This is a genomic window from Halochromatium sp., assembly GCF_046541315.1.
In the GTDB taxonomy this organism is placed as follows: Bacteria; Pseudomonadota; Gammaproteobacteria; order Chromatiales; family Chromatiaceae; genus Lamprobacter.
Map to the genome: position 1 here is coordinate 1 of NZ_JBKHDN010000020.1, position 21,893 is coordinate 21,893.

The window sequence follows — 21,893 nt, forward strand, 5'->3', positions numbered from 1 at the left end:
GATGCCCCGACTCCGGCTCCTCCGCCGCCGCCGTGGCGCCGGTAACACAGGGCTGGCGCTCGATGCCGGCCTCGGCCATGGCGACGGCGCGGAAGATCGCGCGGCCCTTGTTCATGGTCTCCTTCCATTCGAGATCCGGCAGCGAATCGGCGACCACGCCGGCGCCGGCCTGGATGTGCAGCTGGCCATCCTTGATCACCGCGGTGCGAATCGCGATCGCGGTGTCCATGTTGCCGTTGAAGGCCAGATAGCCGACCGCGCCCGAGTAAATCCCGCGCTTGATCGGCTCGAGCTCGTCGATGATCTCCATCGCCCGGATCTTGGGCGCGCCGGAGACGGTCCCGGCCGGGAAGGTCGCGCGCAGCACGTCCATCGCGCTCATGCCGGCCTTGAGCTGGCCGGTGACGTTGCTGACGATATGCATCACATGCGAATAGCGCTCGACGATCATCCGATCGGTGAGCCTGACGCTGCCGATCTCGGCGACGCGCCCGCAGTCGTTGCGGCCGAGATCGATCAGCATCAGATGCTCGGCGAGTTCTTTCGGATCGGCGAGGAGTTCCTGTTCGAGCGCCCGGTCCTCGTCCTCGGTATAGCCGCGGCGACGGGTGCCGGCGATCGGGCGCACGGTGACCACGCCGTCCTCGAGCCGCGTCAGGATCTCGGGCGATGAGCCGACGATCTGGAAGTCGCCGAGATTCAGGAAATACATGTAGGGCGAGGGGTTGAGCCCGCGCAGCGCGCGATAGAGATCGAGCGGGCGCGCCTGATACGGAATCGACAGCCGCTGCGAGAGCACCACCTGCATGCAGTCGCCCGCGAGGATGTAGTCCTTGATGCGCTCGATCGCTCGTTTGTAGCCGGCCTCGGTGAAGCCGGAGACGAAATCGGTCTCGTCGATGTGACGGCCGCCGGCGGTCGGATCGCGCGGAGCGCCATGCTGCATGCGTCGCACCAGCGCATCGATGCGGCGCTGGCCGGAGTCGACACTGTCACCGGCGAGCGGGTCGAGATGGACGATGATGTACATCCGCCCCTGCAGGTTGTCGAACACCACGACCTCTTCCGACACCATCAGCAGGATGTCGGGCGTGTCCATCGCGTCCGGGTTCGGGCAGGGATCGAGCCGTGGCTCGATATAACGCACGGTGTCGTAGCCGAAGTAGCCGACCAGCCCGCCGGCGAAGCGCGGCATGCCCAGATGCTCGGCGACCTTGAAGCGCTGCTGGAAGGCCTCGATCCAGGCCAATGGATCGGCGGCCTCGGCCTCTTCGACGACAACCCCATCGCGCTCAATAAGGATGCGGTGACCATGGACCTTGAGCACGCTGCGGCAGGGCAGACCGATGATCGAGTAGCGGCCCCATTTCTCGCCGCCCTGCACGGACTCGAACAGATAGCTGTAGGGGGCGTCGGCGAGCTTCAGATAGCAGCTGAGCGGGGTGTCGAGGTCGGCGAGCACCTCGCAGATCAACGGGATGCGGTTATGGCCCTGCGCGGCGAGGGCGTGGAGATTCTCGGGGGTCATCGGGCGGACTCCAGACGATACGGAAACCAAGGGCGGACTCGAAATCGCCGATCGAGCGACGCCATCGCCCGCGCTTGAGCCGGTCGTCGAGACGCGGTGGCAGGCGTTGGACTCTGCTGGAGCGTAAAACAGTTCGAGGGCGATGGATCGCGGCCAGATCGATCGCAGTCAGATCGATCGCGGTCAACAGGGCCATGGGTACCGTGCGCGTGAATGCCATGCCGTGCCAAGCCTGAGGAGCGAGACGGGAGCGCGGAACCTAGGCCAGCAACTCGCCAAGCTCGGGAAAGGCATCGATGACGGCATCAGGCTCGGCGCAGCGGATGTCGTGACCATGATTGTAGCCATAGCTGACGCAGATGATGCCGAAACCGGCGGCACGCGCGGCCTTCACATCGCTGATCGAATCGCCGAGCATCAGCGACGCGCTCGGCGCGACGCCAAAGTGCTCGGCGGCATGCAGCAGCGGCAGCGGGCTTGGCTTTTTCTCGGGCAGATGATCGCCGCTGAGCACCAGCTCGAACGCGCTGCGGATACCGACCGCCTCCAGCAGCGGCTCGGTGAAACGGGCCGCCTTGTTGGTCACGCAGCCCAGGCGATAGCCGCGCGCGCGCAACAGATCCAGGCCCTCGCGCACGCCGGGATAGAGCCGCGAACGCGCCGCGACCTGTTCGGCGTAGAGTTCGAGAAAGATCGGCAATGCGCGCTCGAACTCGCCGGCGTCAGGCGTGCCCTCGAGCGCACCGATCAGCGCGCGCGCAACCAGGCGCTCGACGCCGTTGCCGACCCAGGCGCGCACCGCTGCCTCGCCCCGCGCGGGCCGCCCGAGCCGCGCCATCATCGCATCGACGCAAGCGGTCAGATCCGGCACGCTATCGACCAGCGTGCCATCGAGATCGATCAGGATCATGCCGGGGTGGAAAGGGAACTGCATCGAGGGTAGGAACCGACCGGTGCCGCTGATGGGGAGATCCTGACTCAGCGCTTGACGCCAGCCAGCGCCTCGCGCATCTGGCCGATGATGCCGTCGTAGCGATGCGGATCGCTGTCCTGGCCCTTGCCGAAGATGCCCGAGCCGGAGACGAAGGTATCGGCGCCGGCGGCCTTGATCTCGGCGATGTTGTCGACCTTGACGCCGCCATCGATCTCGAGGCGGATGTCACGCCCGCTGGCATCGATCATCGCCCGCACTTCGCGCAACTTATCGAGCGCCGACGGGATGAAGCTCTGACCGCCAAAGCCGGGGTTGACCGACATCAAAAGCACCATATCGACGTTGTCGAGTTCGTACTTGAGGTAATCGAGCGGCGTGGCGGGATTGAACACCAGACCGGCCTTGCAGCCCTCGGCCTTGATCAGCTGCAGCGTGCGATCGACGTGCTCGCTGGCCTCCGGATGGAAGGTGATGTAGCTGGCACCGGCCTTGGCGAAGTCCGGGATGATGCGGTCGACCGGCTTGACCATCAGATGCACATCGATCGGCGCGCTGACGCCATGCTTGCGCAGCGCCTCGCAAATCAGCGGGCCGATGGTCAGGTTCGGCACATAATGGTTGTCCATCACATCGAAATGCACGATGTCGGCGCCGGCGGCGAGCACGTTATCGACCTCTTCGCCAAGGCGCGCGAAGTCGGCGGAGAGGATGGACGGGGCGATCAGGTCATCTGCTGCGGCCATGGGGAGCCTCCGGTTAGCGGCATCGAGCGTTCAGCCAGCACGGTCAGTCAACGGGTTCAGCCAACAGGGTGCCAGGCAGGAAAAAGACACCTAGTGTAGCCGATCGGCCGAAATCTTTCACCGGCTCCAGCGCCGTGGCGAAGCCCGATGGCCCCGCCGCCCGCGGAGAACCTAATCGTTCACGACCTCGTTGACGGCGTCCAGAATCTGGGTTGGCGTCAGATCGTCGAGCCAATCGAGGAGCTGTTCCATGCGCGTGCTGACGCGACCGACATCGCAGCCGCGCACCACCTCCTTGACCTCCAGCAACGAGGCCGGCTGCATGCTGAACTCACGCAGGCCGAGGCCGAGCAACACCGAGGTGTAGCGCGGATCGCCGGCCATCTCGCCACACATGCTGACCCGGGTGCGCGACTCGGCGGCGCGCATCAGGGTGATGCGAATCAGCCGCAGCACGGCCGGATGGAGCGGCTCATAGAGATAGTTGACGGTGTCATCGACACGATCGATGGCCAGCGTGTACTGGATCAGGTCATTGGTGCCGATGGAGAGGAAATCGACCCGTTTCGCGATGCCGCCGGCACAGAGCGCCGCCGCCGGCACCTCGATCATCGCGCCGATCGGCATCAAGGGATCGAACGGCAGGCCTTGGCGGCGCAGGGTGCGCCGGGTCTCGGCGATCATCCCGAGCACGGTCTCGACTTCGGCGATCGACGAGATCATCGGCAGCATCAGGCGCACCGGTCCCTGCGCCGAGGCGCGCAGGATCGCGCGCAGTTGCGGCACGAACAGCGCCGGCTCGCGCAGACAGAGCCGGATCGCCCGCAGCCCGAGCGCCGGATTGGTGAGGTTGGTGGTCGCTCCCGGCAGTCCGTCAACCTGCTTGTCCATGCCAAGATCGAGGGTGCGAATGGTCAGCGGGATGCCATCCAGCCCACGCACGACATCCAGATAGGTGGCCAGGTGCTCCTCTTCATCCGGCAAGCCCACGCGATTCATGTAGAGGAATTCGGTCCGGTAGAGGCCGACCCCGGAGGCCCCACTGGAGCGCACCGTCTCCACGTCCTCGGGCAGCTCCAGGTTGGCCAGCAGGACCACCGGCACCCCGTCGCGGCTGGTCGAGGGCTCGCGCACCAGCTCGCGCAGCCGATGCCGGCGCTGATCGGCACTCACCAGCCGCTTGCGATAATGGGCGAGGATAGCCTCGTCGGCGCCGGCCAGCACGGTGCCGCTCTCGGCATTCACCACCAGCAGCTCATCCTGGCGCAACAGATGGGTGGCGTTGTGGACCCCCATGATGGCCGGGATATCGAGACTGCGCGCGAGGATCGCGGTGTGCGACATCGGCCCGCCGTGCTCGATGACGAAGGCGCCAATCTCGCGATGGCGCAGCAAGATGGTGTCCGCTGGCGTCAGATCGTCGGCGACGATGACGCGGCCCTTGAGATCGCTCGCCGAGAGCGATTGCGCCGACGGCTCGCCACTGAGAAACATCTGGATCTGGCGCACCACATGGTCGACATCATCGCGCCGGGTGCGCAGATAGGCATCGCCCATGGCATCGAACACCTCGATCAAGGTGTCGCGCTGGATCTGCAGCGCCCAGTTCGCATTGATGGCGCGCTCGCGAATCAGCGCCTTGGTGGCGTCCACCAAGGCCGCATCGGTGAGCATCATCAGATGGGCATCGATGAATTCGGCGATGTGCAGCGGCGTCGAGCCGGGGATCTGGCGGCGCACCGACTCCAGATGCTGTTGGGCGCATTCCAGCGCGTCGTCGAGACGCTGGATTTCGGCGTCGATCTGATCGCGCTCGATCTCTTCGGTGACCACGCTCGGCTCGCGCCCGAACAGGTAGGCCCGGCCGATGGCGACCGGGCGCGAGCCGCTGACGCCGACCCCGAGCAAGGCCGTGGTCACTCGCCTTCTCCAAAGCGATCGGCGACCAGGGCCGCGAGCGCATCCGCGGCCTGCTCGGCATCCGGCCCTTCCAGCTCGATGGTGATCCGCGTGCCGCGGGCGGCAGCCAGCATCATCACCCCCATGATGCTCTTGCCGTTGACCCGGCGACCCTGACGCTCGACCTGAATCTCGCTTTGAAACGCGCTCGCGCAGGTCACGAACTTGGCTGCGGCGCGGGCATGCAGACCAAGGCGATTGATGATTTCGAACTCTCTACGGACCATCGTCGGATTCCTGGATACAGCCAAGCACGCCATCGCGTCCCCCGCTCAAGGCCTTGTCGGCGAGGGCCGACAACTCGAGCTGGCGATAGTTGAGCACGCGCACCACCATCGGCAGGTTGACCCCGCTGAGCACGCGCACCTGGCGACGCTGGCGCAGCGCATCGGTCACATTCGCCGGTGTCGAGCCGTACAGATCGGTCAACACCAGCAGCCCGCCGCCATCGTCCAGGCGCTCGGCGCATTGTTGGATGTGCAGGCGCAGCTGATCCGGATCATCCTGCTCGTGGACGTCGATCGCCAGCGCCGCCAGCGGGCAGCCGCCGAACATGCGGGTGGCGGTCTCCAGCAATTCCGCGCCGATGCGGTTATGCGTGATGAGAAGGACGGCGACGCTCACCCAAGCTCCCGATGCCGCACCAGGACCTGGTGGCCCTGCGCTTCGAAGTGCCGCTGCAAGGCCGCCACCATGAACACCGAGCGATGCCGGCCGCCGGTACAGCCGACGCCAATGGTCAAATAACTGCGGCCATCGTTCTCGAAGCTCGGCACCCACCGATCGAGGAAGGCGATGAGATCATCGCGCATCCGGATCGCCTCGGGCGCGGCCTCGAGAAAAGCCGCCACCTCCGGGTCCAGGCCGGTCAGTGCCCGGAGCGCTGGCTGCCAATGCGGATTCGGCAGGCAACGGACGTCGAAGACGAAGTCCACGGCGGCCGGCAGACCATTCTTGAAGCCGAACGACTGCAACAACAGCGGCGCTCGCGCCCGCCCCTTGCGATTGAGGTTCCCGCGCACCAGCTCGCGCAGCTCGTGCACATTGGTGTAGGAGGTATCGATCTGGGTGGTCGCGGTCCGGCGCAGCGGCTCGAGCAGGCGGCGCTCGAGCTCGATCGCCTCGGCCAGCGGCCGCTCGGCATTGGTGAGCGGATGCTTGCGCCGGGTCTCGCTGAAGCGCGAGACCAGCGTCGGCGTGTCGGCGTCGAGAAAGATGACCCGGATGCGGATCCCTTGTGCCTCGAGCGCCTCGACCACGCCCGGCACCTGCTCCAGCAACTCGGGACCGCTGCGCGCGTCGATGCCGATCGCGGTGCCGCCCCGGCCATCGCCGCCCTCGGGCCGGGTCTCCTTGAGCCCGAGCGCGAGATCGTGCAGCAGAAACAGCGGCAGATTGTCGATACAGACGAAGCCGACATCCTCCAGCGTGCGCAGCGCGACGCTCTTGCCGGCCCCGGACAGACCGCTGATGATGATCAGCTCCATGCCGCCCCCGCTGGGACCCGCGACGAACGCGCGATTAGGTGGATGGCGGTGGCGTCGTGCATGGAACGGCCTCATCGATGGAACGGGCTTGTCGCTCGATCAGATCAGCACTGGCATCATACCCGCGCCGGCGCAGGATCTGATGACGAACAGCGGTCTCCAACAAGACGGCTAGATTGCGCCCGGGAGCGACGGGCAGCGTGATCTCGGGGATCGCAACCCCGAGGATGGTGCGCGAGGAGAGACTGCCGCGCAACCGGTCCATCTGTGCCAACGCCTCGCCATCGAGGGCGCGCATGTTGACGATCAGGCTCAGCTGTTCGGCTTGCTGCACCGCCCCTTCGCCAAACATCGCCCGCACGTTGAGCACGCCGAGCCCGCGCACCTCGAGGAAATCGCGCAACAGCTCGGGACAACTGCCCTGCAAGGTCTCCGGGCCGATGCGCGCCACCTCGGGCGCGTCGTCGGCAATCAGCCGGTGACCACCGCGCACCACCATCTCGAGCGCCAGCTCGCTCTTGCCGATACCGGGGTCGCCCACCAACAGCACCCCCATGCCCAGCACCTCGAGGAAGACCCCGTGCAAGGTGGTGCGCTCGGCCAGCGCATAGGTGAGGAAATACTGCAAGCGATCGACGATCTCCTCCTCGGAGGTCGGCGATGCCAATAGCGGCGTGCCCACGCGCTCGGCCTGGGCCAGAAAGCTCGGCGGCGGCGCGATGTCCTGGGCGAAGATCACCGCCGCCGGCCGCGCGGCGAACAGGCGCGCCACCGTCTCGCGCGCGGTCGCCTGGCTCAGATCCTCGAGATGATGCAGCTCGGCGCGGCCCAGCACCTGCAAGCGGTTCGGATGGATACAGTTCAGCGAGCCGACCAGACTTTGCGCCGCGCCGCCTGGCAGCGCCTCGCTGACCAGCGCCAGGGGCTGCTGAGGCATCGGGGTGAGCCAGCGCAACCGCAGTTGCGGGCCGAGCTGCGCGACCAACCCCTGCAGCGTGTCGACGGGCGGCATCGGCAGCAGCCGACTCAGCGCGGGCCTCAGCGCCACAGCAAGGCCAGCACGGTGCTGGCGTCAGTCGCCTCGCGCAACGCCGCGCGCAGCCGCGGATCATTGAAACGCCCGGCCAAGCCGGCCAACAGGTTGAGGTGCGCCTCGGTCGCCGCTTCCGGGACCAAAAGCCCAAAGGCCAGATCGACCGGCCGGTCATCCGGGGCGTCGAAGCTGACCCCCTGCTCGAGCTGGACAAAGGCGCCCACGGCATCATCGATACCGGCCATGCGCGCGTGCGGGAGCGCGACGCCTTCGCCCAAGCCGGTACTGCCGAGCCGTTCGCGCTCGTTGAGCAGGTCGAAGACCGCGGACGGGGAACAGTGCGGGGCCGCCGGCGCGAGCAGTTCGGCCAGGGATTCGAGCAACCGCTTCTTACTCGTGACCTCGACACGACAGCGGATACGGGACTCTGTGATTAACGTCAGGGGAAGCATCAACTGTTGCTCCAAGGGGCATCGGAGTCGCGCGTCAGGCGCATCCGCCGTCCAGATAAAAAACCGGCCGGAGCCGACAGGGAGGCGTCGGAGTCCGGCACCGGCAGGCGCGCGCTGGCTTACTGCAACGGCTCCTGCTCATCCTCGGGCTCGCCACTGACGGTCTCGCCCTCGGCTTGGGTCTTGCTCGCCGCGCCACGGTGGCTCTGGCGCTTTTCCTTGTACTTTAGGACCTGGCGGTCGAGTTTGTCGATGAGGCCATCGATGGCCGCGTACATATCCTCGTGGACGGCATCGGCGAACACATCGGCACCGTTCATGTGGATGCGGGCCTCGGCCTTCTGCCGGAGTTTCTCGACGCTGAGGATCACGTGCACTTTGATCACGTGATCGAAGTGACGTTCCAAGCGCTCGAATTTGCTGTCGACGTAGCCCTTCAGGGGCTCGGTGATATCGACATGATGACCCGTCAGGTTGATTTGCATAGTGTCACTCCTGGGTTTGCAAGCGCGCGGTGGCGGGCCGCGAATCCGGCCGTTACAGGCGCTTGCGCTCGTTCGAGGGTGGGATACCCATGGCCTCGCGGTATTTGGCGACGGTACGTCGCGCGACATTGATGCCCTGCTCGGACAGGATGCCGGCGATCTTGTTGTCGCTCAGTGGTTTGTTGGCCGCCTCGGCGGCGACCAGCTTGCGGATGAAGGCACGGATGGCGGTGGACGAGCATTCGCCGCCCGCCGCCGTGCCGACATGGCTGGAAAAGAAGTACTTGAACTCCAGCGTACCACGCGGGGTATGCATATACTTCTGCGTGGTCACGCGCGAGACGGTCGACTCGTGCAGCTCGAGCGAATCGGCGACATCCCTCAGGATCAAAGGCCGCATGGCCTCTTCGCCGTACTCGAAGAAGTCGTGCTGCAGCTCGACGATCTTGGCCGCTACCCTCAGCACCGTCTCGTTGCGGCTCAGCAGACTCTTGATGAACCAACGCGCCTCCTGTAGATGCGTCTTGAGACAGGTATTCTCGGCGCCATCGTCGGCGCGCCGGATCAGCTTCGCATAGTCCTCGTTCACTCTCAGTTTAGGCTGCGTGTCCGGATTGAGTTCGACCTGCCAGACCCCGGCGCGCTTGCGTACCAGCACATCGGGGATCAGGTAGTCGGGGCGATGGTCGCTGATCAAGGACCCGGGCCTTGGTTGCAGCGAGCGGATCAACGCCAGGGCGCGACCGAGTTCCAGATCCGACAACTTGGTATGCCGGCGCAGCTCATCGAGATCGTTGCGCGCCAGCGCATCGAAGAAACGCTCGCAGATCTTCAGCGCGCCGGCCCGATGCGGCGTCTCCGCCGGCAGCTGACGCAGCTGCAGCAGCAGGCACTCGCGCGGATCGCGCGCGCCGATGCCGGGCGGATCGAGGGCTTGGATGGCATGCAGCACCGCCTCGACCTCATCGAGTTCGAGATCCTCGAGCGTCAAGGTCTCGAGCAGCTCGGCGGGATCGAGCCGGAGGTAGCCATCGGCATCGATGGCATCGATCAGCGCCTCGGCGATGACCTGATCGCGTGCGCCGAGATGACCCAGATTGAGCTGCCATTCGAGATGGTCGTGCAGCGTCTGCGGTCGCGATTGCTGGGCGAACAGGTCGACCTCGTTACTCGCGTTCGAGCTGGCCCCAACCGAGGCCGAGGGACCGGCATACTGCTCGCCGGAGTCCGCTTCATAGATGTCGCTCCAGTCGCTGTCGAGCGGCAGATCATCGGGCAGCGCATTCGATTCCGCCGGCACCTCGGCGTCGACGGCGGCATCGGCCTCCTGACGCTGGCGATCGCGATCGCGTTCTTCATTGCTCGCCGCTGGCGCACCATCCCGCTCGGCCTCGCCCTCCTCCGCCGTCTCCAGCATCAGATTGGACTCGAGCGCGTCCTGGATCTCGCGCTGGAGGTCGAGTGTGGAGAGTTGCAGCAGCTTGATCGCCTGCTGGAGCTGCGGCGTCATGGTCAACTGCTGACCAAGACGGAGCTGGATGCTTTGCTTCATTCCGAGCGCTGTTACGGGTATGAAAGGCCTGGTGGAGCCTTGAAGTCTAGCCGAAAAGCCGGGCCGACGGCCAAGGCCCGCATGTTCACCGGCATCCTCACAGCCGAAAATGCTCGCCGAGATACACGGCGCGCACCTGCGGGTCCTGCAGCAACGCCGCCGGCGCGCCCTGAGCGATCACCTGTCCGGCGTTGATGATGTACGCGCGATCGCAGATGTCGAGCGTCTCGCGCACGTTATGGTCGGTGATGAGCACACCGATGCGCCGATCGCGGAGATGGCCGATGATGCCCTTGATATCGCCCACCGCGATCGGATCGACGCCGGCGAAGGGCTCGTCGAGCAGCATCACCTTGGGCTCGACCGCCAGCGCGCGCGCGATCTCGAGGCGGCGGCGCTCGCCCCCGGAGAGGCTGAGCGCGAGCGAATCGGCGACATGGCCGATCCCCAGCTCATCGAGCAGCTCGTCGCAGCGCTGGCGATGATCCTCGCGACTGCTGTCGGCGCGCATCTCCAGCACCGCCATCAGGTTATCGCGTGCCTTGAGTTTGCGAAAGACCGAAGGCTCCTGCGCGAGATAACTCAGCCCGCGCCGCGCCCGCGCATGCATGGGCCGATGCGTGATGTCCTCGCCATCGAGAAGAATGCGCCCGGCGTCGGCGCCGACCAGACCAACGATCATGTAGAAGCTGGTGGTCTTGCCGGCGCCGTTCGGTCCCAGCAGACCCACCACTTCACCGGCGTCGACACTGAGGTCGACGCCATTGACCACGGCTCGCCGCCGATAGGTCTTGGCCAGCCCTCTTGCCTCCAGGGTCGATTTCATTGCGCCGGCTCGGATTCGGGCTCGAGACGAATCTTGACGCGCTCACGGCCTTGGGCGCTCGCGCCGGCGGTCACGCGCTGGGTGATGCGGTTGTAGACGATGCGGTCGCTGGCGAAACGATCCTCCGCTTGAATCAGCACCGCCTCGTCGATCAGGGTCAGCTCCTCTTGCCCGGCCTCGTACTCCATGCGCAAGGCCTGTCCGGTCACCTCGTCGGGATCATCGTCCAAGCGCTGCCGATAGCGCACCGGCTGGCCGACGGCGATGATCTTCTCGATCCGGCGGTCGGAGGCGTGATGCACCAGAACCTCATCGGCCTGGATGCGCAGACTGCCCTGGGTGACCTCGACGTTGCCGAGGTACAGGCTGGTGGATTGCTTCTCGTCGAGTTCGGCGGCATCGGCCTCGACGTACATCGGCTGGTACTGATCGGCCTCGAGCGCCAGCGCCGGCAGCGCGGCCCAACCCAGGAGCCCGAGCAACACAAAGACCCAGGTTGCGCGTTGGCGCTGTGGATTCATCGCATTCACCTCAACCGCCATCATCGTCGCTGCCCGGTCCCCGCCGAGCGCCCTCCATCCGCGCGCGCACCGGCCCAAACAGCCGGATGCGCGCATCGTCGCCAAGCCAGGCCTGTAGGCCCTGGGCCGCGCTCAGCCGGTCATGCGCGCGCTCCACCTCGACCGCATGCGTGGTCTCGGCATAGTCAGATTCTGGTAACAGCAAGAGTTCGCTGGTGCGCAGCTCGATCAGCGCCGACTCGGCGGTTGCCGTCCGTTCCAGGCGTACCTCCTGCTCGAGCAGCACCTCATCACCGCGCGCATTGATCCACGCCCGCCGCGAACGCAGGTTCCAGCGCAGGACCGCATCGTCGAACAATTGCAGCAGCGGCTCATCGAGTTCGCTGCTGCCGTCATCAGGGTAGTGGCGAAGACGCACGGCGTCGAGACGCCGCGCGGGGGCACCCTCGGCATCGAGCGTCACCGCCTTGAGTCCCTCGACGATATAGTCTGGACGACGCTCGCCATCGAATCCTTGCGTCTGGTTGTCATCATTCGCCCATTGCAGCCATAACGCCAGGATGCCGAGCACGACCAGCAGCACGGCCAGGCCGAATTCACGCTGGGTCAAGAACATGCAGACCCCGGGGCGCCCACCGCCTCGATCACGGGCCGAGCGGAGGCGCGCCATCGCGCCCATGCTGGCAGCGCCGAGTCCTTCGCCAGGCAGGCCGCCAAACGGGGCTCATTCATCGAGGCGAGCGACGTAGCCATTCAAGAGCGCATCGAGCTTGCCCTGCGCGGCCAGCAATCCCTCGCAGACCTCGCGCACGGCACCACGCCCGCCCGGCAAGCACGTCTGCCAGTGACAATGCGCCTTGACCAGCGGGTGTGCATCGGCCACGGCCACGGCCAGACCGACCTGGCGCATCACCGGCACGTCGACCACATCATCGCCGACGTAGGCAATCTGGTCATGCTCGAGCCCGCAGGCGGCGCGCAATGCCGCATAGGCGGGCCCCTTGTCGCGCTGTCCCTGGTAGACGTATTCCACGCGGAGACTTTCCATGCGGATGCGCACCACTTCGGAGCACCGTCCGGTAATCACCGCCATGGCGATACCGGCCTGACGTAGCATCGTCATGCCATGGCCATCGCGCGCATTGAACGCCTTGTATTCCTGGCCATCATCGCCGAGGTAGAGACTGCCGTCGGTCATCACGCCGTCGACATCGAAGATCACGAGCTCGATCGCCCTTGCGCGCGTCTGAAAGTCGATCATCTGAGTTTGGACTCCCCGAATACACCCGTGCCTGTCTATCGGTCTATGATACGCGCATGAGCAACGCGACGATGGTCACCGCGCGCGGCTGGTGGGATTTGGCCGATCGCGCCACCTTCTATCCGGACGATCTGCCCGAGGATTGGCAGCTCGCCTACTTTGCCAACTGTTTTCAGGCCGTTTTGCTGCCATGCGCGTTCTGGAGCGCGAGCGATCCATCGCAGGTCGCGCAATGGCGCGATGAGGTGCCGACCCGGTTTCGCTTCCTGGCCGAGCAAGCGTCCGCGCATCCAGCCGCGCGTTCGAGAGCCGCCGGCGCCCCACTCCAAGCCGCCGACCTCGAGCAACGACTCGGAGCACGCCTCGCGGCCTGGCTCCAACCGTTGGCGCCGCCGCAGGCTCCAAGCGCTCGCGCCGCGCCGCCAGTGGAGGCATGGTTTCGCTATCTCGACCCTCGTCCGCACTCACGACCGGACTCACGCCTGGACTCAGGTTCAAGCGCGGCCGGATCGCATTCCGGCTCGGGCCCATTCAACATCGCGAGCGAACGCTATGCCGTGCAAGCGCCGCGCGCGCTTCACCATGACCTTCGGGGCGCCAAGCACTGGCTGAGCGAGCTGAGCGCACACCACGGCCGCGCCCCGAGTCTGATCATCCTGGCGCGGCCGACCAGCAACCACCTCAGCGCCTGGCAGGAACTGCTGGATCTGCTTGGTCTGAGCACGAACTGACACCCAGCCCTGGCTCTTGCCTGCCCTAAGGCCCTGCCTCTGGGTTTGCAACCAAACCGGATCGACCAACGGCCAACGGCCGGAGAGGATCGAATGCGAGCGCCATCGAGCCGCGACGTCCAGTCAGGTGGAACCGCCCGTGGACGCGTCTCGACCTTGACGCTGTGCGGGGAGGTCGCGAGAATGCCCCGCTTTGGATCGCAGCTTTGGATCGCAGCTTTGGATCGCAGCCCGCACAGGGACCCACCATCGATGGAATCAGGCCCGCCCAAGCATGCCGCCGAACCACAAACAGCAACCCGGATCGCCGACGGCGCCGAGGCGCTGGTGCGCGTGCGTGGCCTGCGCTTCTGTCATGGCGAGCACTGCATCTTCGACGGCATCGATCTCGAGATCCGGCGCGGACGGGTCACCGCCATCATGGGTCCAAGCGGCACCGGCAAGACCACCCTGCTGAAACTGATCAGCGGCCAGTTGCAGCCGGACGCCGGCGAGATCGAGGTCGATGGGCAAGCCATCCCGGCGCTCAGTCGCGCCGACCTCTATCGGCTGCGGACCCGCATGGGCATGCTGTTTCAGAGCGGCGCCCTGCTCACCGATCTGAGCGTGTTCGAGAACGTCGCCTTCCCGCTGCGCGAACATGCCAAACTGCCGGAATCGGTGCTGCGCAAACTGGTGTTGATCAAGCTCGAGGCGGTTGGACTGCGCGGGGCCGCCGCCCTGATGCCGAGCCAGCTCTCCGGCGGCATGGCGCGCCGGGTCGCGCTGGCGCGGGCGATCGCCATGGACCCGATGATGATCATGTATGACGAGCCCTTCACCGGCCAGGATCCCATTTCCATGGGCGTGCTGGTCTCGCTGATCCGCCAGCTGAACGATGCCAGCGGCATGACCAGCATCATCGTCAGTCATGACGTCGCCGATACCGTCAGCATCGCCGATGACCTGTACATCATCGCCAATGGCAAGATCATGGCCCAGGGCACGCCGCAACAGGTCGCGGCCAACCAGTCGGCCTGGGTGCGACAATTCATGGATGGCGAGCCCGATGGCCCGGTCCATTATCATTACCCGGCTGTGCCGCTGGAGCAGGATCTGCTCCAGGACAGGCTGCATTGAGCCGCACCCGCCGTGCTTGACGCACTTGCAAGGCTAGGCCGCGCCGGGCTCGTCGCGCTGGCGAGCCTCGGCCGCGCGCACCTGCTGCTGGCGGGGATCCTGGGCGGCTTGCCCTCGCTGCTGATCCGCCCGCGGCTGCTGCTGGCGCAGCTCTATGGCATCGGCGTCCTCTCGCTGCTCATCATCGTCGTCTCCGGCCTATTCGTCGGCATGGTCCTGAGTCTCCAGGGCCACTATGTGCTGTCGCAGTTCGGCGCCGCCGAGAGCCTGGGCGTCATGGTCGCCGCCTCGCTGGTGCGCGAGCTGGGGCCGGTGGTCACGGCACTGCTGTTCGCCGGCCGCGCCGGCTCCGCCTTGACCGCCGAAATCGGTCTGATGAAGGCCACCGAACAACTCTCCGGTCTGGAGATGATGGCCGTCGATCCGGTCACGCGGGTGCTGACGCCGCGTTTCTTCGGCGGGCTGATCTCGATGCCCTTGCTAGCCGCCATGTTCAGCGCGGTCGGCGTTCTCGGCGGCTGGTTCGTCGGTGTCGGCCTGCTCGGGGTTGATGATGGCGCCTTCTGGGGGCAGATGCAGAACCAGATCGATTTCAACGAGGATGTCGTCAACGGCATCATCAAAAGCCTGGTCTTCGGCCTGGTCGTGACCTGGATCGCGCTCTACGAAGGCTACGATGCCACGCCGACCGCGGCCGGCGTCAGCCGCGCCACCACCCGCACCGTGGTGCAATCGGCGCTGGCAGTGCTGGGGCTGGATTTCATTCTCACCGCATTGATGTTTGGAGGCTGAAGCCATGGCGCGTATCCGCCTGAGCGAGATCCTGGTCGGCGCCTTCATGGCACTCGGCTTCGTGGCGCTGTTTTTCCTGGCCATGCGGGTCAGCAACCTGAGCATGGCGACGGCCGACGAGGGCTACCTCCTCAGGGCCCACTTCGACAACATCGGCAGCCTGCGGGTGCGCGCGCCGGTGAGCATGGCCGGCGTCAGAGTGGGCCGGGTCGAGGCCATCGAGTTCGACCAAGAGACCTATCAAGCGGTGGTGACGCTGCGCATCGCCGATCGCTACGATCAGATCCCCAGCGATACTTTCGCCAATATCTTCACCGCCGGCCTGCTCGGCGAGCAGTACATCGGCCTCGATCCTGGCGGCAGCCCGGACATGCTGACCGACGGCGATCGCATCGAATTCACCCAGTCGGCCTTGGTGCTGGAACAGATGATCGGACAATTCCTTTTGAGCAAAGCAGAGGACGATGGCCAATGAGAACACTCCTGATCGCCGGCATCCTCCTGCTGGCAAGCCCATTCGGCGCCATCGGCGCCGAGCAGTCGGCAACCGAGCTGGTCGAACAGACGGCCAGCAAGATGATCGGCGCACTGGAAAACCGGCGCGCCGACATAGAGCGCAAGCCGCAACTGATCAATGAGCTGGTCGACCGCATCCTGGCCCCGCATTTCGACTTCGAGCAGATGACCCGGCTCGCGGTCGGTCGTCCCTGGCGGGATGCAAGCCCCGCGCAGCAGGAGGCCCTGACCGAGAATTTCCGCAATCTGCTGGTGCGCACCTACGCCAAGTCGATCATGAAGTACTCGGGCCAAGACATCGTCTACGAATCCGCGCGCGCCGGCACCCGCTCGGGCACCGTCGTGGTGCCGACCGAAGTGCGCGAATCCGGCTCGAGCGCCATCCCGATCGACTACAACATGCTCGAGCGCGGCGAAGGTTGGAAGGTCTATGACGTCGTCATCGACGGGGTGAGCATGATCTCCAACTATCGCAGTCAATTTCGCTCCACCATCGCCAGCTCGGGGATCGATGGCTTGATCGAGCAACTGCGAGCCAAGACCGCGCGCGGTGCCTGAGCCCATGCCTGATCGCAACGACTCGGGCACGACCGCCGAGCAAGGCGCGGCAGCCAATCAAGCCGCGCAACTGCTGGAGCTTGGCGCCGGCCGATTCAGACTCCAAGGTCCTCTCGACCTCGGCGCGATCCCCGGATTGGCACGCCAGGGTCAGCGGCTGCTCAAGCGCTTGAGCCGCGAGCCTGCGAGCCGGTCCCAGCCTCACTCCCACTCCCAGCCCCAGCCCCAGCCAGTCGAGATCCAGATCGATCTTGGCGGTGTGGAGCGCAGCAGCAGCGCCGCGATCGCGCTCCTGCTCGACTGGGTGGCCCAGGCCGGGCGCGCCGGGATCGAGCTGCGATTCGCGCATTGGCCAGAGGCCCTGAGACGCATCGCCATCTTCTCCAACGTCGACGGCCTGCTCGGTCTCGAGACCGATCGGCATGGATAAGCTCCTGATCGCCGGCGGCCCGCGGCTCGACGGCGAGGTGCGGGCCTCGGGCGCCAAGAACGCGGCGCTGCCGATCATGGCCGCGACCCTGCTCGCCGATGGCGTCTGCACGATTTCGAACGTCCCGCATCTGCGCGACATCACCACCACCATGGAACTGCTCGGGCGCCTCGGCGTGCAGTTGACGGTGGACGAGCGCATGGGCATCCAGGCCGACGCACGCCACATCACCAGCGTCGAAGCCCCCTACGATCTGGTCAAGACCATGCGCGCCTCGATCCTGGTGCTCGGCCCCCTGCTGACGCGCTTCGGCGAGGCCGATGTCTCGCTGCCCGGCGGCTGCGCGATCGGCGCCCGCCCGGTGAACCTGCATCTTGAGGGCCTCCGCGCGATGGGCGCCGAGATCCAGGTCGAAAACGGCTACGTGCACGCGCGCGCCAAACGCCTGCGCGGCGCGCGCTATGTGATGGACATGGTCACCGTCACCGGCACCGAGAACCTGATGATGGCCGCCACCCTGGCCGAGGGCGAAACCGTGCTCGAGAACGCCGCGCGCGAACCCGAGGTGGTGGACCTGGCGCATTGTCTCAACCGCATGGGCGCGCGCATCCGTGGTGCCGGCACCGATATCATTCGCATTCAGGGCGTCGAGCGGCTCGGGGGCACCGACTATACCGTGCTGCCGGATCGCATCGAGACTGGCACCTACCTCGTCGCTGCGGCGATGACCGGCGGGCGCGTGCGCGTGCAAGGCACCCGCGCCGACCTGCTCGAGGCGGTGCTGATGAAGCTGCGCGAGGCCGGCGCGCGCGTCGCCGCCGGCGCGGACTGGATCGAACTCGACATGCACGGCCGGCGGCCGCGCGCGGTGGACATCCAGACCGCGCCGCATCCGGCCTTCCCGACCGATATGCAGGCCCAGTTCTGCGCCCTCAACAGCATCGCCGAGGGCAGCGCCACGGTGAAAGAGACGGTCTTCGAGAACCGCTTCATGCACGCGCTGGAGATGCAGCGCATGGGCGCCGATATCCGCATCGAGAGCAATGTCGCGATCTGCCGCGGCGTCGAGCGCCTGACCGCCGCGCCGGTGATGGCCACCGATCTGCGCGCCTCGGCCAGCCTGGTGCTCGCGGGCCTGGTCGCCGAGGGCGACACACTGATCGATCGCATCTACCATATCGATCGCGGCTACGACAATATCGAGGAGAAACTGGCCGCGCTCGGGGCCCTGATCCGGCGCGTGCATTGAGTCCCCTCGTGCCTCGACTCGAATGGGGCTCGCTTGCCCCATTCTGCTAACTCAACCCGATCTGACCTGCTGCCGAGAGCGACCGCATCCATGTCCGACGACCCCAGGCTCACCATCGCGCTCTCCAAGGGACGGATCTTCGAGCAGACACTGCCGCTGCTCGAGGCCGCCGGACTGCGAGCGAGCGAGGACCCGGAGACCAGTCGCAAGCTGATCCTGGACACCAATGACCCGAGCGTGAAATTGGTGATCATCCGCGCCAGCGACGTGCCCACCTATGTCCAGTATGGCGCTGCCGATCTCGGCGTGGCCGGCAAGGACGTGCTCCTCGAGCATGGCGGCGAAGGCCTCTACGAGCCGCTCGATCTGCGCATCGCGCGCTGCCGCCTGATGGTCGCCGGCCGGCCCGATGCCGCGCTGGAGCCACCGCCGGCGCGCGGTCGGCTGCGCATCGCCACCAAATACGTCCGCAGCGCCGAACGCCATTTCGCCGCCAAGGGTCAGCAGGTCGAGATCATCAAGCTCTATGGCTCGATGGAACTCGCGCCGCTGGTGGGACTCTCGGATCTGATCGTCGATCTGGTCGAGAGCGGCAACACGCTCAAGGCCAATGGGCTGGTGCCGCTCGAGCACATCGGCGACATCAGCTCGCGCTTGATCGTCAACAAGGCCGCCTGGAAGATGAAGCACGCGCGCGTCGCCGACCTGGTCGAGGCGCTGCGCGGGGCGGTCGCGAATGCCTAACTCGACCCTGCTGGCAACGCCGACGCGCCGATGACCGCTCGCCCCGATCGCCGGACAACCCGGATCCAAAAGCACGGGTCCCGCAGGATCGTCGGATCCGCGCGTCGGCGCGGATGGCGAGACCCGCCGTCCGCGCCTGTTGCCTTGTGACCCATCGTCTTCGCACCACAGCGTCTCGTATCGCCATGACCCAGCTCGCACCCCCCGCCATCGCCCGCTTACGCACGACCGACTCGGAGTTCGACGCTCGCCTCGACGCTCTGCTGGCCTGGGAGTCGGTCTCGGATGCCGGCGTCAAGCAGACCGTCGAGACGATTATCGCCGACATCCGCGCGCGCGGCGATGCCGCGCTGATCGAGTACACCGCGCGTTTCGATCGTTGGCACCCGCGCGACGCAGCGGCGCTCGAACTGGACCAGGCACGCTTGCGCACCGCATTGCAGGCAATCCCCAGCGCGCAACGCGAGGCGCTCGAAGCCGCCGCCGCGCGCATCCGCGCCTATGCCGAGCAACAACGCCTTGAGAGCTGGCGGTTCGTCGATGGCGAGGGCAATCTGCTCGGTCAAAAGGTGACCCCGCTCGATCGGGTCGGGCTCTATGTCCCCGGCGGCAAGGCGGCCTATCCGTCGTCGGTGTTGATGAACGCCCTCCCGGCCAAGGTCGCCGGCGTGCCGGAGCTGGCGATGGTGGTGCCGACTCCGGACGGCGAACTCAATGACCTGGTCCTCGCTGCGGCCGCCATCGCCGGCGTCGATCGCGCCTTCGCCGTCGGCGGCGCCCAAGCCATCGCCGCGCTCGCCTATGGCACCGAGACCCTCCCCGCCTGCGACAAGATCGTCGGCCCCGGCAACATCTATGTCGCCACCGCCAAGCGCGCGGTGTTCGGCCAGGTTGGCATCGACATGGTCGCCGGCCCCTCCGAGATCCTGATCCTCTGCGATGGCGCGACCGACCCGGACTGGATCGCGATGGACCTGTTCTCGCAGGCCGAACACGACGAAGACGCGCAATCGATCCTGATCGCCTGGGATGACGACTATCTCGACCGGGTCGCCGCCAGCATCGAACGGTTGCTGCCGCAGATGGAGCGCAGCGGGATCATCGCTCAGGCCCTGAGCGCGCGCGGCGCCTTGATTCTCGCCCGCGATCAGGACGAGGCCGCCGAGATCGCCAATCGCATCGCCCCCGAGCATCTGGAACTCTCGGTCGCCGAGCCCGAGGCGCTCGCCGAAAGGATCCGTCATGCCGGTGCCATCTTCATGGGCCGTTATACCGCCGAGGCACTTGGCGATTATTGCGCTGGGCCGAATCACGTCCTGCCGACCTCGCGCACCGCGCGTTTCTCCTCGCCGCTCGGGGTCTATGACTTTCAGAAGCGTTCGAGCCTGATCATGGCCTCGGCCGCCGGCGCCGCCGCGCTCGCCGACACCGCCTCGGCGCTGGCCCGCGGCGAGGGCCTGACCGCCCATGCGCGCTCGGCCGAGTATCGTGGCGCCAGTGAAAAGCAATGAACGACCCGGCCCTAAAGGGCGGAGCTTGCGAGAGCGCGTTTCGGCGTTGACCAAGGCTAGCCTGTTGAGTCGACGGCAAGACCTGTTCGGCCCTAAGGGTCGGATATTAAATGAGAAGATGTGATGAGTGACCTGATCGAAACGCTGATCCGTCCCGACATCCAGGCGCTCAAGGCCTATCATGTCCCGGACGCCACCGGCCTGATCAAGCTCGACGCGATGGAGAACCCCTACCGCTGGCCCGAAGCGCTGCGCGATGACTGGCTCGCAGCCCTGCGCGAGGCCGAGCTGAATCGTTATCCCGACCCGAGCGCGCGCGCATTGCAGGCAGCGCTGCGCGAGGCGATGTCGATCCCGCCGGACATGGGGCTACTGCTCGGCAACGGCTCCGATGAGTTGATCCAGATGCTGGCGCTGGCGGTGGCCGCGCCCGGTCGTCCTGGTCGAAGTGCGCGCGCGGATGCTGATAAGGCTCGTGGTGATGCGCCTGGCGAGACTCTTGGTGATGTGCTGGACGAGGCCTTTAGTAGGGCGAGTAAGGCGGCGCCGAGCCGGCCGACCCTGCTCTCCCTTGATCCGGGCTTCGTGATGTACCGGATGATCGCGCGTTTCGCTGGGCTCGAGTATGCCGGCGTCGCTCTCAACGGCTCGGATTTTTCCCTCGATCTCGATGCTACCCTGGCCGCCATCGAGCGCCACCGACCGCTGCTGACCTTCATCGCCTATCCGAACAACCCAACCGGCAACCTGTTCGATCCCGCGGCGATCGAGCGGATCATCGCCGCGAGTCCAGGACTGGTCATCGTCGATGAGGCCTATGCGCCCTTCACCGACGCCAGCTTCCTGCCCCGCCTCGGTGACTGGCCGAATCTGCTGGTGATGCGTACGGTCTCGAAGATGGGCCTGGCCGGCCTGCGGCTCGGTTATCTGGCCGGCCCGGCGGAGTGGATCGAGCAGCTCGACAAGGTGCGCCTGCCTTACAACATCAATGTCTTGAGCCAGGCCAGCGCCACCTTCGCGCTGCGCCATCGCGCGGTGTTTGATACGCAGACGGCGACCATCCGCGCCGAGCGCGGCCGGCTTGCCTCGGCTCTCGCCGAACTCGATACTGGCCGCGGCCGACTGCAACCATTCCCGAGCGATGCCAACTTCATCCTGGTCCGCGTCCAGCGCGGGCGCGCGGGCGCGCTCTTCGACGGCCTGCGCGAGCGCGGCATTCTGATCAAAAACCTCGACGGCGCCCATCCGTTGCTCGCCGATTGCCTGCGCATCACCGTTGGCACACCGGATGAGAACGCCGCGTTGATCGACGCCCTTGCCGCGCTGCTTGAGGGCGGCTGAGAACTCGGGGACGGCCCGGCGGTTGATGCGGAAAAGGACAGCCCGTCGACCATTCCCAACCGGCATTGTGGCGCATGCCTCAATGAATCCGCTCAACCGCGAAGTCGACCACCTGTCGCTG

Annotated in this window: 25 protein-coding genes; 10 read left to right on the top strand and 15 right to left on the bottom strand. The window is 66.2% G+C overall.

Features of this window, described 5'->3' with window-relative positions; all coding sequences use genetic code 11:
• The 15 genes from trpE to kdsC form a co-directional block, all read right to left on the bottom strand.
• A partial coding sequence (trpE, locus tag ACLFQI_RS02685) for an anthranilate synthase component I (protein ID WP_410757280.1) occupies positions 1–1,528 on the bottom strand: 1,528 nt, incomplete at its 3' end.
• A gap of 259 nt (positions 1,529–1,787) precedes the next feature.
• Positions 1,788–2,462 (bottom strand): phosphoglycolate phosphatase, encoded by a 675-nt coding sequence (locus ACLFQI_RS02690; protein WP_410757281.1) that lies wholly within the window; start codon positions 2,460–2,462, stop codon positions 1,788–1,790.
• Positions 2,463–2,506: 44 nt separating this feature from the next.
• The gene (gene rpe / locus ACLFQI_RS02695) at positions 2,507–3,205 is read right to left on the bottom strand and encodes a ribulose-phosphate 3-epimerase (RefSeq protein ID WP_410757282.1); all 699 of its coding nucleotides are present in this window, start codon (positions 3,203–3,205) and stop codon (positions 2,507–2,509) included.
• A 171-nt stretch (positions 3,206–3,376) separates the two neighbouring features.
• Positions 3,377–5,125 carry a phosphoenolpyruvate--protein phosphotransferase gene (ptsP, locus tag ACLFQI_RS02700; RefSeq protein ID WP_410757283.1) on the bottom strand — a complete coding sequence of 583 codons (1,749 nt, stop codon included), beginning with the start codon at positions 5,123–5,125 and terminating at the stop codon, positions 3,377–3,379.
• Complete coding sequence (locus tag ACLFQI_RS02705; protein ID WP_410757284.1) at positions 5,122–5,391, bottom strand: HPr family phosphocarrier protein; 270 nt, start codon at positions 5,389–5,391, stop codon at positions 5,122–5,124. Before ACLFQI_RS02705 ends, ptsP begins: the two co-directional genes overlap by 4 nt.
• A complete protein-coding gene (locus tag ACLFQI_RS02710) occupies positions 5,381–5,788 on the bottom strand; it encodes a PTS sugar transporter subunit IIA (protein WP_410757286.1) in 408 nt (135 codons plus the stop codon). Before ACLFQI_RS02710 ends, ACLFQI_RS02705 begins: the two co-directional genes overlap by 11 nt.
• Positions 5,785–6,651, bottom strand: a complete 867-nt coding sequence (rapZ, locus tag ACLFQI_RS02715; protein ID WP_410757288.1) for an RNase adapter RapZ — start codon at positions 6,649–6,651, stop codon at positions 5,785–5,787. Before rapZ ends, ACLFQI_RS02710 begins: the two co-directional genes overlap by 4 nt.
• Positions 6,652–6,685: 34 nt before the next feature.
• Positions 6,686–7,663, bottom strand: coding sequence for an HPr(Ser) kinase/phosphatase (hprK, locus tag ACLFQI_RS02720; RefSeq protein WP_410757289.1), 978 nt, complete (start codon positions 7,661–7,663; stop codon positions 6,686–6,688).
• A 26-nt stretch (positions 7,664–7,689) separates the two neighbouring features.
• Positions 7,690–8,136 (bottom strand): PTS sugar transporter subunit IIA, encoded by a 447-nt coding sequence (locus ACLFQI_RS02725; protein ID WP_410757290.1) that lies wholly within the window; start codon positions 8,134–8,136, stop codon positions 7,690–7,692.
• A gap of 119 nt (positions 8,137–8,255) precedes the next feature.
• Positions 8,256–8,621 (bottom strand): ribosome hibernation-promoting factor, HPF/YfiA family, encoded by a 366-nt coding sequence (hpf, locus tag ACLFQI_RS02730; protein WP_410757291.1) that lies wholly within the window; start codon positions 8,619–8,621, stop codon positions 8,256–8,258.
• A gap of 52 nt (positions 8,622–8,673) precedes the next feature.
• Entirely contained in the window at positions 8,674–10,173 is a 1,500-nt protein-coding gene (locus ACLFQI_RS02735; RefSeq protein ID WP_410757293.1) for an RNA polymerase factor sigma-54, read from the bottom strand.
• 97 nt (positions 10,174–10,270) lie between these two features.
• Positions 10,271–10,999 (bottom strand): LPS export ABC transporter ATP-binding protein, encoded by a 729-nt coding sequence (gene lptB / locus ACLFQI_RS02740; protein ID WP_410757294.1) that lies wholly within the window; start codon positions 10,997–10,999, stop codon positions 10,271–10,273.
• Complete coding sequence (lptA, locus tag ACLFQI_RS02745; protein WP_410757295.1) at positions 10,996–11,520, bottom strand: lipopolysaccharide transport periplasmic protein LptA; 525 nt, start codon at positions 11,518–11,520, stop codon at positions 10,996–10,998. Before lptA ends, lptB begins: the two co-directional genes overlap by 4 nt.
• Before the next feature lie 10 nt (positions 11,521–11,530).
• Positions 11,531–12,136 carry an LPS export ABC transporter periplasmic protein LptC gene (lptC, locus tag ACLFQI_RS02750; RefSeq protein ID WP_410757296.1) on the bottom strand — a complete coding sequence of 202 codons (606 nt, stop codon included), beginning with the start codon at positions 12,134–12,136 and terminating at the stop codon, positions 11,531–11,533.
• 108 nt (positions 12,137–12,244) lie between these two features.
• Positions 12,245–12,781, bottom strand: coding sequence for a 3-deoxy-manno-octulosonate-8-phosphatase KdsC (gene kdsC / locus ACLFQI_RS02755; protein ID WP_410757297.1), 537 nt, complete (start codon positions 12,779–12,781; stop codon positions 12,245–12,247).
• Positions 12,782–12,837: 56 nt separating this feature from the next.
• On the opposite strand from kdsC, the gene ACLFQI_RS02760 reads away from it, so the two are divergent.
• The 10 genes from ACLFQI_RS02760 to ACLFQI_RS02805 all read left to right on the top strand — a co-directional run bounded on the left by ACLFQI_RS02760 (position 12,838) and on the right by ACLFQI_RS02805 (position 21,772).
• On the top strand, positions 12,838–13,512 hold the full coding sequence (locus ACLFQI_RS02760) for a DUF72 domain-containing protein (RefSeq protein WP_410757299.1): 675 nt from the start codon (positions 12,838–12,840) through the stop codon (positions 13,510–13,512).
• 252 nt (positions 13,513–13,764) lie between these two features.
• Positions 13,765–14,631: an ABC transporter ATP-binding protein gene (locus ACLFQI_RS02765; RefSeq protein ID WP_410757300.1), complete on the top strand. Its 867-nt coding sequence runs from the start codon at positions 13,765–13,767 to the stop codon at positions 14,629–14,631.
• A gap of 12 nt (positions 14,632–14,643) precedes the next feature.
• Positions 14,644–15,423, top strand: coding sequence for a lipid asymmetry maintenance ABC transporter permease subunit MlaE (gene mlaE, locus ACLFQI_RS02770; RefSeq protein WP_410757301.1), 780 nt, complete (start codon positions 14,644–14,646; stop codon positions 15,421–15,423).
• Between the two features lie 4 nt (positions 15,424–15,427).
• Entirely contained in the window at positions 15,428–15,898 is a 471-nt protein-coding gene (mlaD, locus tag ACLFQI_RS02775) for an outer membrane lipid asymmetry maintenance protein MlaD (protein ID WP_410757302.1), read from the top strand.
• Positions 15,895–16,497 carry a phospholipid-binding protein MlaC gene (locus ACLFQI_RS02780; RefSeq protein WP_410757303.1) on the top strand — a complete coding sequence of 201 codons (603 nt, stop codon included), beginning with the start codon at positions 15,895–15,897 and terminating at the stop codon, positions 16,495–16,497. The genes mlaD and ACLFQI_RS02780 overlap by 4 nt, the downstream gene beginning before the upstream one ends.
• A 4-nt stretch (positions 16,498–16,501) precedes the next feature.
• The gene (locus tag ACLFQI_RS02785; RefSeq protein ID WP_410757305.1) at positions 16,502–16,927 is read left to right on the top strand and encodes a lipid asymmetry maintenance protein MlaB; all 426 of its coding nucleotides are present in this window, start codon (positions 16,502–16,504) and stop codon (positions 16,925–16,927) included.
• On the top strand, positions 16,920–18,176 hold the full coding sequence (gene murA, locus ACLFQI_RS02790; RefSeq protein ID WP_410757306.1) for a UDP-N-acetylglucosamine 1-carboxyvinyltransferase: 1,257 nt from the start codon (positions 16,920–16,922) through the stop codon (positions 18,174–18,176). Before ACLFQI_RS02785 ends, murA begins: the two co-directional genes overlap by 8 nt.
• 90 nt (positions 18,177–18,266) lie before the next feature.
• Positions 18,267–18,920, top strand: coding sequence for an ATP phosphoribosyltransferase (gene hisG, locus ACLFQI_RS02795; RefSeq protein WP_410757307.1), 654 nt, complete (start codon positions 18,267–18,269; stop codon positions 18,918–18,920).
• 185 nt (positions 18,921–19,105) lie between these two features.
• Positions 19,106–20,431 (top strand): histidinol dehydrogenase, encoded by a 1,326-nt coding sequence (gene hisD, locus ACLFQI_RS02800; protein ID WP_410757308.1) that lies wholly within the window; start codon positions 19,106–19,108, stop codon positions 20,429–20,431.
• A 123-nt stretch (positions 20,432–20,554) separates the two neighbouring features.
• Complete coding sequence (locus tag ACLFQI_RS02805) at positions 20,555–21,772, top strand: pyridoxal phosphate-dependent aminotransferase (protein ID WP_410757309.1); 1,218 nt, start codon at positions 20,555–20,557, stop codon at positions 21,770–21,772.
• The last annotated feature ends 121 nt before the right edge of the window (positions 21,773–21,893 follow it).